Here is a 15,241-nt window from a genome sequence, read left to right on the forward strand (position 1 = left end):
CACGGGTTGTATGTCGTATTTATTTGTACTTATTTCGGGAAAAACGGCCCCTCTCCTTTGAACAGAAAGGAGTGTTTCAATCAGCGAATAAAATGAATTTGTCTTCTAGGTAAAACTATTTAGCGAAGTTTTAATTCGATTTTTCTAATAACACCTGAGGGTATTTTTTAGATATATTCTTACTTAGCGAATCCACTGTAGGACATTGAAATAGCTCGATAATATTAATCGGAATTCCAAGCTGTCTTTTTATTTCCCTGTGTACTTTACTCATTAATAATGAGTTGCCTCCTGCATCAAAGAAGTTCTCATCTCGGGCAATTTTTTTAACATCTAAAACCGATTGCCAGATTGAGAGAACACGGTTTTCAATTTCAGGTGTCATATTGGGTTTGTTATTCGACATAGTGCTAGAACCTTCTAATTAGTGAGCGTTTAAAGCTGACTTGCTAACTTTCCCATTAGGGAGCGTGGGTAAGCTATCAACGGAGTAATATCGGGAGGGTTGCATGTAGTAAGGCAATACTTTTGCCAGTTGTTCTTTGATCACTTGCACATCAACGTTGGACTGCTGAGAGGGCACATAAAAGGCAGTCAGGTAAGATGCCTTACCGTCATCGCTGCTATCCACAATCACTGCAGCGTGAGAAATGCTGGGCATCGCTTGTAGTTGAGCTTCAATTTCAGCCAGCTCAATTCGGTGACCTCGCAGTTTGATTTGTGAATCGGTTCGGCCATGGAAGAGTAACGCGCCGTCTTCTCGGGTACTCACCAAATCGCCTGTGCGATACATTTTTTCTCCACTCTGGGGATGATCTACAAAGCGTTCTTGAGTAAGGTCGGCACGTTTGAGGTAACCTTTCGCCAGAATGTCTCCGGCCAAATACAATTCACCGCACTGCCCTTGTTTTACCGGCTGTAAATCTTCATCAAGGACAAGCACTTCTGCGTGTGGAATCGGGCGACCAATCGGCACAACTTTTTCTACGCACTGTGGCTGACAGTACCAGTGACAGGCAAAGATGGTGGCCTCTGTCGGCCCGTAGAGGTTGTGGATATGACCCGGATACTGCGCGGAAAGGTCGTCCACCAAGCGTTGCGGCAACGCTTCTCCACCAGAGAAGATATGCTCTAGCGAGGTACATTGTTGCAGTACATCCGCATCGACAATGATACGCAGTGCGGTTGGCACAAATTGGGCGACAGTGACCTGATGTTGCTCAACGAAGTCAGCCAACAGCACGGGGTCATACTTAGCGTCTTCAGCAATCAGTGCACAGCTTGCTCCAGTCATCAGAGGCCAGAACATTTCCCAGACTGAAATATCAAAGCTGAATGTGGTCTGATTCAGTACCCGGCTGTTTGTCGTCAGTTGAAAGGCATTTTGCATCCAGTTGAGGTAATTCACCACCGTATGATGCGCGATCATCACGCCCTTAGGCTTACCGGTTGAGCCCGAAGTGTACATGATGTAACACAAGCTCTGTTCGTCTACCTGCGGTAAGTCTGGGGTTGTCGCGCTGGAAAAATCTATGCTATTCACATCCAACGTTGGAAGATCATTGCTAAGCCAATCCATGCTATTCAAATTGTCAGTGATCACCAGTTTGGCTTCCGAGTGCTCTGCCATATAAGCGAGGCGATCGCTTGGGTAATAAGGATCGAGCGGTAAGTAACAAGCCCCTGATTTCAAAATACCCAATATGGTCGCAACAAGGTTATTGCAGCGATTCATGTAGATGCCGACAACATCGCCTGATGTAATGCCAGAGCGGATTAATGACTGAGCAATATTATTGGCGCGCAGTTCCAGTTGGCGGTATGTGATGTTTTCGCTGTCACTTCGCAGAGCGATATTATCCGGTGTTTTGGCGCACTGATGAGCAAACTGACGGTGGATCAATTTTGACATTGTATTCATCTCCCCATATTTAATCGTTATTCATCTCCGGCTCCCTGCGAGCCGGAGACACTCCGCATTACAGAGATAATGTGTCTGAAATCAGAGCCAAGTATTGTTCTGCCAGCAAGGTGATCTGCTGCTTGGTAAACGCCGTGCTTTCATAATCGAAATTGAGGGTCAACTGCTCGCCGTCATCGACAGTTAGAGTCAAATCGCATCGAGCGGATTGCTCAGCGATGTGTTGAACTTTCATGCGGCAGCCTTGCACCTCTGTAGCTTCCGGCATTGCAGACAGATAATTAAACGTGACAGGGAAACGTAGTTTCTCGAGCCAGCCTTTGCTTCGCATTTCATCAGCAAGTTCTAGGTAGGACACGGACTGATTTTCTATCAACGAGTAGATCGCTTTGCTGCTGGCTTCAATCAAGCCTACAACGCTATCCACCTGATCAACCTGTTCGTGGTAGGTGACCATGTTGACGAAACAGCCGAGCTGACCATCGTTCTGACAAAGAGCTCGATTGGAGACAGGCAAGCCAATCGTTATGTTGTGATAACGAGTTTCGTGGTTTAACACGAGATTAAACAGCGTGAGTAACACGACATACGCCGTTGCATTGTGTGCGTGCGCAAAGTCTTTTATCGCTTGGCTGAAAGGCTGGGAAAGTTCCACAACGTAGCCTTGTGGTGACGGGTAATCCGCTTTTGGGTACAACGAACTGTCCGCTCCTTTTGTCAGATAGCGATTCAATCTCGACAACCAAAATTGCATCTGGCTTTCTTCATCCACCATCGCACCGCGATGCTGTTTCAAGCTCAAGTGGTGTTGGTGATGCTGGGCAAAACCATAATCTCCTGCCATATAAGCGCGGTAAGCTTGAACAAATTGCTCAAAGAATATGCCAATGGAATCATGGTCAAACACAGCGTGGTGGACACGAACAACGATCACATGCTCATCGTCACTATTGCTCAATAACGCCAGGCGAATCGGCGGCTCTCTATCAATGTCGATGTCCGGCATGTCTGCCATATCCAGCAAATCACAATGCGACATTTCACTGAGTTTGCCCGACACATGCTCAACCTTGCGGTGCGGAATCTCTACTTTACCTGCACCATAGCCACCTTCTTTAGCGGTAAAGTTATCGAGATCGAATTGAGTAGTCAGGATTGGGTTGCTGGCCAACACCCGATTGAGGCACCATTCCACGCTCTCCGAACTTGCCTTTCCTTCAAGGTAAATACAAAACGCAGGCTGGTAGGCTTTCGGGTTAGCGCTGGTTTGTTCTAACGTCAGGAAGTAAGCCTGTTGCGATGTGAGCGGTTCGAATTGCGCTTCTTGATTCTTCTCATTTGGAGTGGATGTCGCGTCATCCAAGTCATCTGCCAGATAATAAGGTACAACCGCAGCCAATTTACGCGGCGTCGCATTGCTGAAAAAGAGCTTGAAATCTATCTCGCTGTAGAGGCGGCGTCGAATCAGGGTTCTGGCACGCATCGCCTGCAAGGAATTCCCGCCTAAGTCAAAGAAGTCATCATCAACCCCTAGGCCACTAAAACCGAGCACTTCTTGCCAGATGTCTACGAGGTCCCGTTCAAGGTCGTTAGCGGGTACGCTGCGATCATAATTCAGCTCTGGCCTTACTGGCGCAGGCTCGGGCAGACGAGCGCTATCGAGTTTTCCATTCGGTAGTTTTGGAAAGCTTTCAAGGTAAACAAATTGAGCGGGCATCATCGCGCTCGGGCAGCGCTCGCTAAGGAAAGCACGTAGATCCCAAGCACTTGGTTTTTTGTCCGTCAGCAAGTAAGCCACCAGCCCACCATTGACCATTTTCACCGCAGCGTCGGCTACTTCACTATGCTGACGAAGATTGGCTTCTATTTCGCCCAACTCAACTCGCACTCCGTGAATTTTCACCTGACGATCTTTGCGACCCAGGCACACCATGTCTCCGTTTGCGTTGAACTGACCCAAATCTCCGGTGCGATGCGCGCTATGGCCGCGATGAGAGAAGAAACGCTCTGCGCTCAATTCAGGTCGATGACTGTATCCGCGAGCCACGCCCGGGCCGCATATACAGATTTCACCCACGCTGCCGTCTGTCACTAATGCGCCCTTTTCATCGAGTAGAAACAACTCACTTCCTGCCAACGCTTTGCCTATAGTCACGGGCTGGTCTGGCTCTAACTCAGTAAACGCACAGTTTGCAACGGTTTCAGTCGGGCCATATAGGTTAAACAAACGCACATTCTCGATGCTGTCGAACGTACGTTGCTTAATGTCTTCACCGATAGGTTCTCCGGATAGAAAAACAGTTTCAGGCAGAGACAGCGCGCTATCGACTGAGCAGCGGTAATTGAGTAATTCATTCCATATTGTAGGGACACAGTAGATCGCCGTGTTAGTTCGGTTCTGATACCAATCAAAGAGTCGTTGCGGGTTATTCAAAGTACCTTCAGGAAGAATATGAAGGGTGTCACCACGTAGCAAAGGAGCAAACAATTGAGTCACCGCAGCCGCAAAGCTTAGAGAGGAGGTGAGCGGTAGGGTTACCTGAGTTTCAGGCCATAAATCATGATTAAACCAATCGAGATAATACGCCATGCTACCATGTTCAACTTCTACCCCTTTTGGCACACCCGTCGAGCCTGATGTGTAAAGGGTATAAGCCAAATCAGAATGGTTTACCTTCGGCAATGATTGGCAGTGTAGAGTGCCAGCTAGATCAAGCGCTGCAACATTCAGCTTCTCTGTATCGCACTCAGCCATGCTCGGTTTCTTGCTCAGTAACTCATCAGTGATGATGAGGAATGCATCGGAATCATCCAAGATTTGCTGAATGCGTTTTGTCGGCTGGAACGAAGAGAGAGGCACATAACTGAACCCAGCTTTCATTACCCCCAGTATCACCACAGGCAACATCAGGCTAGGTTCAAGGTAAACCGCTACTTTGCCTTTATCACCATCAGGATATTGATTAACTAAGTAGCTCGCTAATTGGTTTGATTGCAGCTCAAGCTCAGAATAGGTCAGCGACTTGTCTTTGTAGATAACCGCTATTGCCTCAGGGGAAATCGACGATTGCATTGAAATAGTTTCAAATACAGGATTGTTATTTTTCACAATATTTACCTCGCTGGTTAAGGTATTCCTGAAGTCATGCGAGAATATTTTCTTGCTGACCGGTTTCTACAAATAAAAGTTAGACATGAAAACTTAGGATTTAATTAAGGAAACAAATTGCTTTTAAGCATCAAAGTTTTTAAGGCAGAGATAGAGTGGAAATAAAAACCAAATAACAACCACTTATGGAGATAAAACTTACTTTAAATTCAATATTATCAATTATAAACTGACTTTAAATTGACTATAAACAGACATAAAAAACACTTTGGAATTAAATTTAATTTCTTTTTATAAATGAAGAAACAACTCAAACATAATCATCAAGTAATAATGATAAAACATTCATTAGTAACCTACACCGCCAATAATATTCTTTACTCATTCAATCTTAATTAAATATTAAGTTTTCAAAGCTAGCTTGCTAAATACGCAATAATTAACGGTTTAATGAGGTCGTTTTATGAGTAATGTAGAGTCCACTAAAAAGATATCTGAAATCATGATGCTGCCTCTGGCAGCCAAAGCACTCAATGTGGCCGCAGAACTGGGGCTTGCCGACTTATTAAAAGAGGGCTCGCTCGACATCGACGCACTTGCTTTAGCTTGTAATGCGGATAAGACTGTCCTGCTAAATACGCTTAAGGTCGTCGAGCTGTTTGGTTTTTTTGATGTTGAAGATGATCGAATGATCAGCAATAACACGCATTCCATGCTGCTTCTTTCCGACCACCCCCAATCTATGCGACATTTCTGCCGACTGTTCGGCGAAGAATATTATCGCGGCTATGAGGGGCTACTCCATACCTGTAAAACTGGAGACTCCGGATTCAAACACATCTATGATCAGATGCTTTACCAGTATTTAGAATCCACACCTTCACGTTCCTCCGTGTATGATCTCGCTATGCGTGACTTTTCAAGACCAGTGGGCGCAGAGCTCGCCAGAGTTTTTCCAGATATGTTCAGTTTTGCGGGTAGCTTAATGGACATTGGCGGCGGAAGCGGCGTAATTACCGCAGAGTTACTCCATCGCTACGAACATCTGTCTGGGTGTATCTTTGACCGAGAAGAAGTGTGCGAGCAAAGTTGGCAGTACCTGCCCAGCGACATTCACGACAGAGTCGAGGTCTGCTGCGGCGATTTCTTCGATTCTATCCCCTCTGGCTACGATATTTATCTGCTGAAAAACGTCCTGCACAACTGGAATACACAGTCTTGTAAAGACATACTCGACACGGTTGCTCGATCGCTAGAAGACAATCGCCTGCTGGTGATTGAACCTCTCGTTGAAGACGGTGAGCGCTCTCCACGACTGCTGTTCAACGCCCTGTTCCAATCGGTTATCTGTGAAGACGGCACCCATCAACGCAGCTTAAGCGATATGGAAAAGCTACTCGCCAAATCAAATCTACGCGTCGCCCGTAGTGCAAAACTCGCCACGGGACACACTGTGATGGAAGTGATGAAAGGCTAACCAAAAGTTACGCACTAAAACTAAAGATTCACAAACCAAATTATCAACAAGTAAAGGCTAAGCATTTAATATGCTTAGCCTTGTTATATTTTTGAGTTTTACTATTTACTGTAATGATAATCAATACAACCTTTGACTCTCATCCCGATCTTGGACATCATCTCCCTCCTTTACCCTGATACAATTCTTATTAAACTCGGCAGAATAAGATGGCTCTGACCCATAAAGACTACTTAAAAATTGCATTTCCTTTCATCGTTTCTACTGTAACTCAGCCCTTGTTGGGGGCGGTGGACACTGCCGTGATTGGTAGGCTCGGTGTCGCTGAGATGATTGGTGGTGTAGCGGTCGGTACGGTCATCATGAACACCTTGTATTGGCTATTTGGCTTTTTCCGAGTCAGTACCACAGGGCAAAGTGCGATTGCGTTAGGTAAAAACAGTCCAGAAGAGCAAGCGAGCAGCTTATTTCGTCCTTTCGTACTTTCGCTCAGCCTTGGCTTGATTTTTATTGCATTGCAGTCCGTGATTTGGATGGGTGCAGAACTGATTATCTCCCCTGATCCAGTCGTGGCAGAAAACACTAAGATTTACTTCGATATCATGATCTTTGGTGCGCCATTTGTACTGCTGAATTACACCGTGATTGGTTGGTTAATGGGGCAGGCGAAAGCCAAAGAAACCTTGTTCACGCAAGTGTTTGGCAACGTGCTTAACATAGTGCTGGATGTCGTATTTGTGTTGTACTTCGACATGGGAATTGCTGGTGTTGCGTTGGCGACACTTATCGCGCAAATCTCGACGTTTGTTATTGGTGCGGTGCTGGTGTTGAGAACCTGTCGTTTTTCGTTGTTTGATTACATTCAGACCGCAAAAATGACGCGTAAAGATCTCAAAGTCATTGCATCTTCCAATATGGATTTGTTGTTACGTACTGTGTGCCTGCTTGTGTTCTTCAACATGATGGCGCGTGTAGGCTCTCAACTTGGTTCTGATGTGCTCGCAGTGAATGCAATCTTGATGCAAGTGACCTTCATCGTCAGCTACATGTTTGATGGTGTGGCGAATGCGTCGAGCGTCTTTGCAGGTAAAGCGGTTGGGCAGAAGAATCCAACATTGCTTGATAACGTGATTAAGCTAAACACGCAATGGACCGCAGCGTTCGTCGTTGTCTTGACCTTGCTGTTGGTTCTTTTCAAACACCAAGTGGTGACGTTGTTTACCACTTTGCCAAACCTTGTTGAGCTGTATTTAGATATGAGCCCTTGGTTATTGGTGTTCCCATTAGTTGCGGGTTTTGGTCTTACGTTTTACGGCATCTTTACCGGCACGGGGACGACGCGACCAGTGCGTAACTCTACCTTCTTAACCATGGTGGTGTTCTTAGTGACCCAATTTATTGCGGTGCAATACTGGGGCAATCACGGTTTGTGGCTGGCATTTACTGTGTTCTACGTTGGACGCTTTGTTTTCTTGTACCCAAGCATCATTCAGGTGAAGAAAAAATGTCTTTAGTCATATTAAATGGACGTCATTTCATATCATTGTGAATCAAACCAATCGCGATAGTTCGCATTGATGATGTGAGGGAAAAATAAGCTGAAATAACTACTCCAGACGGTTTTATTGCACAAAATCACGTGATAGCATTGTTATGTTATAATGTTACATTTGTTTTGGTGTCGTGATTTCTCAACCAATACTCTCCGTTAATAATTTCAGCCTTGCAGACTCAGAACGCACACTCTTCAAAGACATTTCTTTTGAGCTGTTCCAAGGTGAAGTTCTTGCCATTATGGGACCTTCTGGCATTGGTAAATCCATGTTGTCGAAAGCCGTCGCAGGTTTTTTGCCGTCTGATATTTGGGTGGACGGAAGTATCCAGCTTAACAGCAGTGAAGTCGCAAAAACTGGCATGTTGCAACGCAGTCATTCGCAGCGTCCAGCGGTCATTTTCCAAGATGCACTCAAAGCGCTGAATCCATTGGCGTCTGTCGAACAACAACTGTGTTTGGCGTTAACGGGCAACAAAACACGCTTGTCTTCAGCAAACAGAGAAACGGTGACGACCTTGTTGTCTCAACTCGGATTTACGGATCCAAAAGCAGCATTGGCGCAGCACCCAAGCCAGTTATCTGGTGGTCAGCGCCAGCGTATTTGTATTGCGATTGCGTTGCTTGGTAGTGCCAACTTGATCATCGCTGATGAGCCCACCAGTGCGCTCGATCCAATAACTGAAGCGGAGATCCTTGAGTTGCTACGCAGTAGTGTTCAGCAGCGCAACATCAGTGGTTTGTTGATCACGCACGATCTATCTGCTGCTTTGGCGTGTGACAAAGTCTTAGTGATTGCGGACAACACCATGGTGGCTTATGGCGCACCATGGCAAGCCATTCAGCAAAGTTCGCATCCTTTCTGCCAACAACTTGCGCAACTGCTGCCTTAACCTCATCTCTGGAGCCTATTTTGACTAAGCACAACTTGAGCGGGCACACGCAGCCTAAATCGGCGGAAGTTCGCTTTGAGCAAGCCAGTGTTCACTATTACTCCAAACCAAGTTGGTTAGGGGGCAAACCGTTTAAAGCGCTTGAACAATTGGATCTTGCTATCGACACACAGAACATTGCGATTGTTGGTCCTTCTGGTGCGGGTAAATCGACCTTGATTGAGCTTCTTTTTGGTCTTCGTAAACCCACATCTGGTGAAGTGTATGTGTGTGGCTATCCGCTATCGCGTATGTCGGCTAATCAGCGCCAAGAGTTGTGTCAGCACATTCAACTGATTCCGCAAGAGCCGCAATCGAGCTTGAATCCGTATTACAGTGTTCGCCAGATCTTACTGGAGCCGCTAAGCAATATTGGTGTAACGCAAGGGCTCAATGAGAAGGTCGAAAAGGTATTGGCGGATGTCGGCTTGGAACTCACTTTGCTGGATCGTAACCCACAGCAATTATCAGTTGGGCAAGCCCAACGTGTGGCTATCGCCAGAGCTTTGATTGTTGAGCCTTGTGTGTTGGTTGCCGATGAGCCAACCAGCAGCCTAGATCCCGTCAGTCGTAAACAGATTCTCGACCTGTTAACAGGTATTCAAAAGAGTCGTCAAATGCGCCTGATTTTGGTGACACATGACCTCGATGCTGCACAAACCCTATGCGATGAAATCCTGGTGTTAGACAAAGGACGCGTTGTCGAGCACGGCACAACACAAAGTGTGGCAAATAACCCATCGCACTTGATCACGAGAGCATTAATGAGCGCTCAACACAAAAGTAATGAATTCACAAAAACCATTGGAGAGGTTTCTTATGCACCTTAGTACTCCCAAGTTAGCTTTGTCGCTAGCCTTAAGCGCACTGCTGACCGGTTGTTTTGACTCTGGCGAAAGCAAGCCAGAAGCGGAAAAAGCAGCGGCACCGCAAGCAACGGAAATTCGCGTTGCCATGATGCAGCCACCACGCACAGGTTTGTCGCCACTTTCAGATGACGCGTTCAAACTGTCACGTTGGAGCACGGCAGAAACGCTGGTGAACCTAAACGATCAGTCGGTAGCAGAGCCTATGCTGGCAACAGAGTGGGAACAAGTTGACCCGAAGACGTGGCAATTTACGGTACGTAAGGGCGTGAAATTCCACGATGGTTCTGACCTTGATGCCAACGCGGTCGTGAACTCTCTGCAAAAAGCATTAGATGCTGCACCAAAGCCACGCATTTTGGATGGTATCGAATGGCAAGTTCGCGCATTGGACGACTTCACTGTTGAAATCAAAACGACCTTTAACGATCCATTGTTGCCAAGCCGTCTTTCTAGCCCACAGCTAGCGATCCTTTCTGGTGCTGCATATCAAGAAAACGGTCGTGTTGTGCCAATCAATGCGGGTACGGGTCCATTCGTTCTGACAGAAATCAACGGGACAACCAGCGCAAAACTGAAGCGTTTTGACGGTTACTGGGGTGAAAAAGCGAAAGTAGATAGCATTTTTGCGGAATACGTACCAAACGGTTTTGCTCGTGCTGCAGCGCTGCGTACCGGTGAGGCGGATGTCGTTGAAGCGGTTCCTGTTTCGCAAATCGCGATGATGGAATCTTCACAGCTGCACGAAGTTGCAATGCCACGTACCAACACGCTTTACCTAAACAACAAATCAGATGTGTTTAGCCAGTTCGGTTTGCGTAAAGCAGCGGCTCAAGCGGTTAACCGTGAGCAAATCATCAAAACGGTTTACGAGAACCACGCCGATTCAGCGAAAGGTCTGTTAGGTCCAGCATTGGCATGGGCTCAACCAATTCGTGATGCGAACCCTCGTATGGAAACCATGGAAATGCGCCACGCGAACGGTGAGAAGATCACCATCGGTACATTTACCGACCGTGCTGAGTTGCCAGAAGTAGCGGTGCTGCTAAAGCAACAACTTGAAGCGGCAGGCTTTGTGGTTGAGCTAGATGTTCGTGAATACGCACAAATCGAAAACGATGCACTAGCAGGTAAGTTCGATGCGTTCTTGTTGTCACGTGCAACGGTGCTGGATTCTGGTGACCCAGTGGCGTACATGCAAAGTGACTTTAGCTGTAAAGGTTCTTACAACCTAGGTCAGTTCTGCTCTGAAGAGGTGGACGCAGCATTGAAACACGCTGATCGTCAACCTTTGGGTGAGAAACGCCAACAAGCGATCATCGAAGCAGAAAGCAAAATCCTTGAGCAATACGCTGTGATTCCACTGCTTCACGAGCGTGTAATCCAAGGTGAGAGTAACCGCGTAAAGAATGCACAACGTGACCCACGTGAGCGTCGTCTGATCGACCAGTTTACTGAGGTGAACTAACTCGATGTCGTCTGTTGCCAACATGCGCTCTCGTTGGAGCGCTTGTATGCCTGAATGGTTTACGCGTTTTTTGTCGCGCTTCCTGTCTCTCGGGGTAGTGGTTGTTTTGGTGGGTTTGATGCCGGATATTGCCGGTATCGATCCAAGCCAATCAATCCTCCGTGCTCGTGCGGGTGCTCAACAATTGCTGACGGCAGAAGCTCTGCAAGCAATTCGAGAGGATCTTCAACTTGACCGCAGCGCTGCTGAGCGACTGTGGGATTGGTTGACGCTTGCCATGCAAGGTGACTTAGGTGTCTCTTGGGTGAGTGGCGCATCCGTAATGGAGAGCGTTCAACAAACCGCAAAAACGTCGCTATTACTGATGGTTACAGCGTTAGGTATGGCATTTGTAATGTGCATGGCGAGCGTGCTTTACACTGTGCGTCGTTGGCAACAGAATCGTTTAGACAAACATCATGACACGCTCAGTTCGGTGTTGGTTTCATTGCCTGAGTACGTGATTGCTTCATTGCTGATCATGGTGTTTTCCATTTGGTTGGGCTGGTTCCCGCCTTATGGTTGGCAAGGCGTGCAAAACCTCTGGCTACCAAGTTTGGCAATGGCATTGCCTGCTGCTGGCTTGTTCGGTCGCTTGCTCAATGACAGCCTCAAGCGTGTATTAGATGAACCTTGGGTGATCACTTGGCTATCGGCGAACGTCCGTCAGTTTCAAATCTTACGCTTTGCCTTGTGGCGTGCCGTTAGTAACTTGATTCCTCAAATCGCAATGACGGTGATTGGTTTGACCGGCGGCGCGGTTGCTGTGGAACAGGTGTTCTCCATTCCGGGTATCGGACGACTAATTTTAGGCGCGGCGAAGTCACAAGATCTGCCGATGTTGCAAGGAGGCTTGTTGGTGTTGCTGGTGTTCTCGATGCTGATCAGCAGTGCGAGCATCTTATTGCAACGCTGGTTACTCGGGCACAGTGTCACAAGTGGCAAGTTGATCAGCAGTCACAGTACGTTCCGTTTTACCCAAAGCACCACCAAACGTATCGTCAGTGCGACAATCTTTGCCTTGCTGATTGGTTGTGCGGGGTGGGCGTTAATGCTCGATCCTTACACCATCCAATTTACCCGCCTTGAATCGCCAAGCTTAGTAGCACCGTTTGGTGCCGATGCAATTGGTCGAGATCTGCTTGCTCGTGTTGGTGGCGGTATGATGTCGACTATCAAAATGGGCATCATCGCAACGTTCCTAAGTTTGGTGATTGGTTTGCTGCTCGGCTTCGTGACTCGTTATAGCCAAGGCTTAATTGAGATCACCAAAGGTGTGCCATACATTGTGGCGGGTCTGCTGATTGCTGGCCTAACGGGGATGAATCCAAACAGTGCTTTGATTGCGATTGTTATGGTGTCGTGGGCACCATTAGCCGCGCACTGTGCAAGCTTGTTGATGGAGGCCAAAGCGCAGCCTTATACGCATCTTGCGCCAATTTGGGGAACCAGTCAGTGGCGGGTACTCCGTTACTACTTGTTGCCTTATGTGCTACCGCCATTGATTCGTCACGCGTTTCTACGTTTGCCGTACATTACGCTCAGCCTGACTTCTCTGAGTTTTATCGGACTTGGCGTTAAACCGCCAGAACCTGAGTGGGGCTTATTGATTGCAGAGAATCTGCCTTACATAGAGCGCTCGCCATTGGGTGTCTTGCTGCCAATCTCAGGTTTAGTTTTGATGGCAATAGCAATCAATCTATTGTTCGATGATTAGGAATGAGTCGCTTCTAATCATCGATTCCTCCATCTCCCACCACCTATCAATTACACAACTATGCAGCTAACAGTAAAAATTAATATGAATTTAACTGCATATCATATTGCCATGTATCACAGTTTGCCAGATAACAAACTTATCAATTAAAAGACCATAAAAATCTCATAACTAATTGAAAATGTTGATTTTGAGATCTAGAACATTAGCTCTACCTATGAATTACATCTTTCTCATTTTTATTATTTGATATGCATTCATTTTTATAAAATATGTTAATTTTAACATTTTTATAACTTAATCTTTTGTGAAGAATTGAATGGATTGTTTAAAAAGGAGTCACACATGCAAGTAAGCATAACAACAAAAAAATCCATTCTCGCGACTGTTATCAGTACCACCATGCTATCGGGGTGTTTCTGGGACGATCCACGTGAGGTGGCAAAATACGTCAGTGAAAACATCGATAGAGATGAAGTCGTCAGCCACCTAGTGACACTAGAAGGTTTGGCTTCTGCCACTACAGATGGCAATTCCATTACTCGTGCAGCAGGCACCAAAGGTTACGCCAACTCGGTTGAGTTCATTGTCGAAACCATGAAAGAACATGGCTACATCGTTACTACACAAGAGTTTGACTTCCGCGCTTGGGAAGAGCTAGCAGGCACGAAAGCCAACGTCGATGGCAAAGATCTCATCAGCGTACGTGAAGCCGATGAAGGTGTTGAAGCAGACTTCGCCGTCATGTCTTACTCAGGTAACTCCAATGGCCAGGTCAGTGGCGAGCTCGCGTTCATTACACCAGACTTCCGCTTTGATGCACCCGATTACGACAGCACTGATGGCTGTGAAGCATCTGACTTCACAGGCAAAGACGTAGCAGGCAAGATTGCCGTTATCCAGCGTGGTGGCTGTGCATTTGACGCAAAAGTTGTCAACGCAGAAAACGCAGGAGCGAAAGCGGTTATCGTCTTCAACCAAGGCAACGATGAAGGCAGAAAATCTGTCGTTAACGGCACGCTAGGCAGTGATACGAAAGCGACAATCGCCGCTTTGGGCGCGCGCTTCGATCTTGGTCAAGAGTGGTACAACAAAGCACAATCTGAAACGGTATTGGCAAATCTTACGGTCAATGTGAAAGATGAAGACGTCGTAACGCAAAACATTCTTGCAGAAACCCCTCGCGGTAACGACGATCAAGTCGTCATGCTTGGTGCTCACCTCGACTCTGTTCCAGAAGGTCCAGGTATCAACGATAACGGCACAGGTACGGCTGGCCTACTTGAATACGCCGTGACCCTATCTGAGCTTGAAGTACCAGTTAAGAACAAAGTTCGCTTCGCATGGTGGGCAGCTGAAGAAGCAGGTCTAGTAGGCTCTGAGTACTACACCAATGACTTGTTCCAACCAATCTACAATGACGCACAAGCTCAGATTCTTGAAGAACTTGGTTTGAAAGATCCAAGTGAGCTAACGCCTGAGCAAGTAGAACTGGTTGAAGCTCGTTACACTGAGCTCAATAAAGTGAAGCTGTACCTGAACTTCGACATGATTGGTTCACCGAACTACATCTATGGTGTGATGGACGGCGACTTGTCTGATACTAAAGACAGCCCAGATAACGCTTACACTGGTGATTTCAAACCGCCATACGGCACATCTGACATCGAGTCTATCTTCCAGGAGTTCTTTACTGATAAAGAAGAAGCGACCATTCCTCAAGCTCTGTCGAAACGTTCTGACTACGCAGGTTTCGCTGACTGGGGTGTTGCATTTGGTGGCCTGTTCACTGGTGCAGAGAAAGTGAAAACAGCTGAAGAAGTTGAGAAATTCGGCGGTGACATCGATGTGTCTTACGATAAGTGTTACCACCAGGCGTGTGATGACGTGAATAACGTTAACCAGAACGCGCTTTACACCAATACTCAGTCACTTGCTTACGTAACAACTTACTACGCGATGAGCAAACAGTTGTTCCCAGAGCAGCCGGCAGAACCAGAAGTGAAAGCACAACGTGCCTTCTCTACTGGTGAAGCGCCAAAAGAGAAACTACGCATTGGCGAAAGACTTAAAGCAGCCGACAGCGTCTCTGACCACGATCACTTCCACGGTGACTTTGATCAAGACCTAAAATAATCACCTTTCGTAATACAAACGCCG

10 protein-coding genes are annotated in these 15,241 nt (G+C 46.8%); 7 read left to right on the forward strand and 3 right to left on the reverse strand.

Annotated elements, in window-relative coordinates:
• Positions 1-130 precede the first annotated feature (130 nt).
• The 3 genes from FIU99_RS19510 to FIU99_RS19520 form a co-directional block, all read right to left on the reverse strand.
• Positions 131-406 carry an acyl carrier protein gene (locus tag FIU99_RS19510; RefSeq protein ID WP_019276642.1) on the reverse strand — a complete coding sequence of 92 codons (276 nt, stop codon included), beginning with the start codon at positions 404-406 and terminating at the stop codon, positions 131-133.
• An 18-nt stretch (positions 407-424) separates the two neighbouring features.
• The gene (locus FIU99_RS19515; RefSeq protein WP_006960483.1) at positions 425-1,912 is read right to left on the reverse strand and encodes an amino acid adenylation domain-containing protein; all 1,488 of its coding nucleotides are present in this window, start codon (positions 1,910-1,912) and stop codon (positions 425-427) included.
• Positions 1,913-1,979: 67 nt separating this feature from the next.
• Complete coding sequence (locus FIU99_RS19520) at positions 1,980-5,030, reverse strand: non-ribosomal peptide synthetase (protein WP_006960482.1); 3,051 nt, start codon at positions 5,028-5,030, stop codon at positions 1,980-1,982.
• Between the two features lie 463 nt (positions 5,031-5,493).
• Here FIU99_RS19520 and FIU99_RS19525 point away from each other — a divergent pair, with 463 nt between their 5' ends.
• From FIU99_RS19525 to FIU99_RS19555, 7 genes are all read left to right on the forward strand, one after another.
• Positions 5,494-6,507: a methyltransferase gene (locus FIU99_RS19525; RefSeq protein ID WP_006960481.1), complete on the forward strand. Its 1,014-nt coding sequence runs from the start codon at positions 5,494-5,496 to the stop codon at positions 6,505-6,507.
• A 209-nt stretch (positions 6,508-6,716) separates the two neighbouring features.
• Entirely contained in the window at positions 6,717-8,021 is a 1,305-nt protein-coding gene (locus tag FIU99_RS19530) for an MATE family efflux transporter (RefSeq protein ID WP_152472507.1), read from the forward strand.
• A gap of 169 nt (positions 8,022-8,190) precedes the next feature.
• A complete protein-coding gene (locus FIU99_RS19535; RefSeq protein ID WP_006960480.1) occupies positions 8,191-8,952 on the forward strand; it encodes an ATP-binding cassette domain-containing protein in 762 nt (253 codons plus the stop codon).
• A 20-nt stretch (positions 8,953-8,972) separates the two neighbouring features.
• A complete protein-coding gene (locus FIU99_RS19540) occupies positions 8,973-9,821 on the forward strand; it encodes an ABC transporter ATP-binding protein (RefSeq protein ID WP_006960479.1) in 849 nt (282 codons plus the stop codon).
• On the forward strand, positions 9,811-11,325 hold the full coding sequence (locus FIU99_RS19545; RefSeq protein WP_006960478.1) for an ABC transporter substrate-binding protein: 1,515 nt from the start codon (positions 9,811-9,813) through the stop codon (positions 11,323-11,325). The genes FIU99_RS19540 and FIU99_RS19545 overlap by 11 nt, the downstream gene beginning before the upstream one ends.
• Positions 11,326-11,371: 46 nt before the next feature.
• A complete protein-coding gene (locus FIU99_RS19550) occupies positions 11,372-13,081 on the forward strand; it encodes an ABC transporter permease subunit (RefSeq protein WP_169312892.1) in 1,710 nt (569 codons plus the stop codon).
• Positions 13,082-13,426: 345 nt separating this feature from the next.
• On the forward strand, positions 13,427-15,217 hold the full coding sequence (locus FIU99_RS19555) for a M28 family metallopeptidase (RefSeq protein WP_006960476.1): 1,791 nt from the start codon (positions 13,427-13,429) through the stop codon (positions 15,215-15,217).
• The last annotated feature ends 24 nt before the right edge of the window (positions 15,218-15,241 follow it).

Source organism: Vibrio sp. THAF64 (assembly GCF_009363455.1).
Classification (GTDB): domain Bacteria; phylum Pseudomonadota; class Gammaproteobacteria; order Enterobacterales; family Vibrionaceae; genus Vibrio; species Vibrio coralliilyticus.

Bases quoted from the DNA above. Each gene is read 5' to 3' on its own strand.
- FIU99_RS19510 (WP_019276642.1), bottom strand. From the start codon at position 406: ATGTCGAATAACAAACCCAATATGACACCTGAAATTGAAAACCGTGTT.
- FIU99_RS19515 (WP_006960483.1), bottom strand. From the start codon at position 1,912: ATGTCAAAATTGATCCACCGTCAGTTTGCTCATCAGTGCGCCAAAACA.
- FIU99_RS19525 (WP_006960481.1), top strand. From the start codon at position 5,494: ATGAGTAATGTAGAGTCCACTAAAAAGATATCTGAAATCATGATGCTG.
- FIU99_RS19530 (WP_152472507.1), top strand. From the start codon at position 6,717: ATGGCTCTGACCCATAAAGACTACTTAAAAATTGCATTTCCTTTCATC.
- FIU99_RS19545 (WP_006960478.1), top strand. From the start codon at position 9,811: ATGCACCTTAGTACTCCCAAGTTAGCTTTGTCGCTAGCCTTAAGCGCA.
- FIU99_RS19550 (WP_169312892.1), top strand. From the start codon at position 11,372: ATGCCTGAATGGTTTACGCGTTTTTTGTCGCGCTTCCTGTCTCTCGGG.
- FIU99_RS19555 (WP_006960476.1), top strand. From the start codon at position 13,427: ATGCAAGTAAGCATAACAACAAAAAAATCCATTCTCGCGACTGTTATC.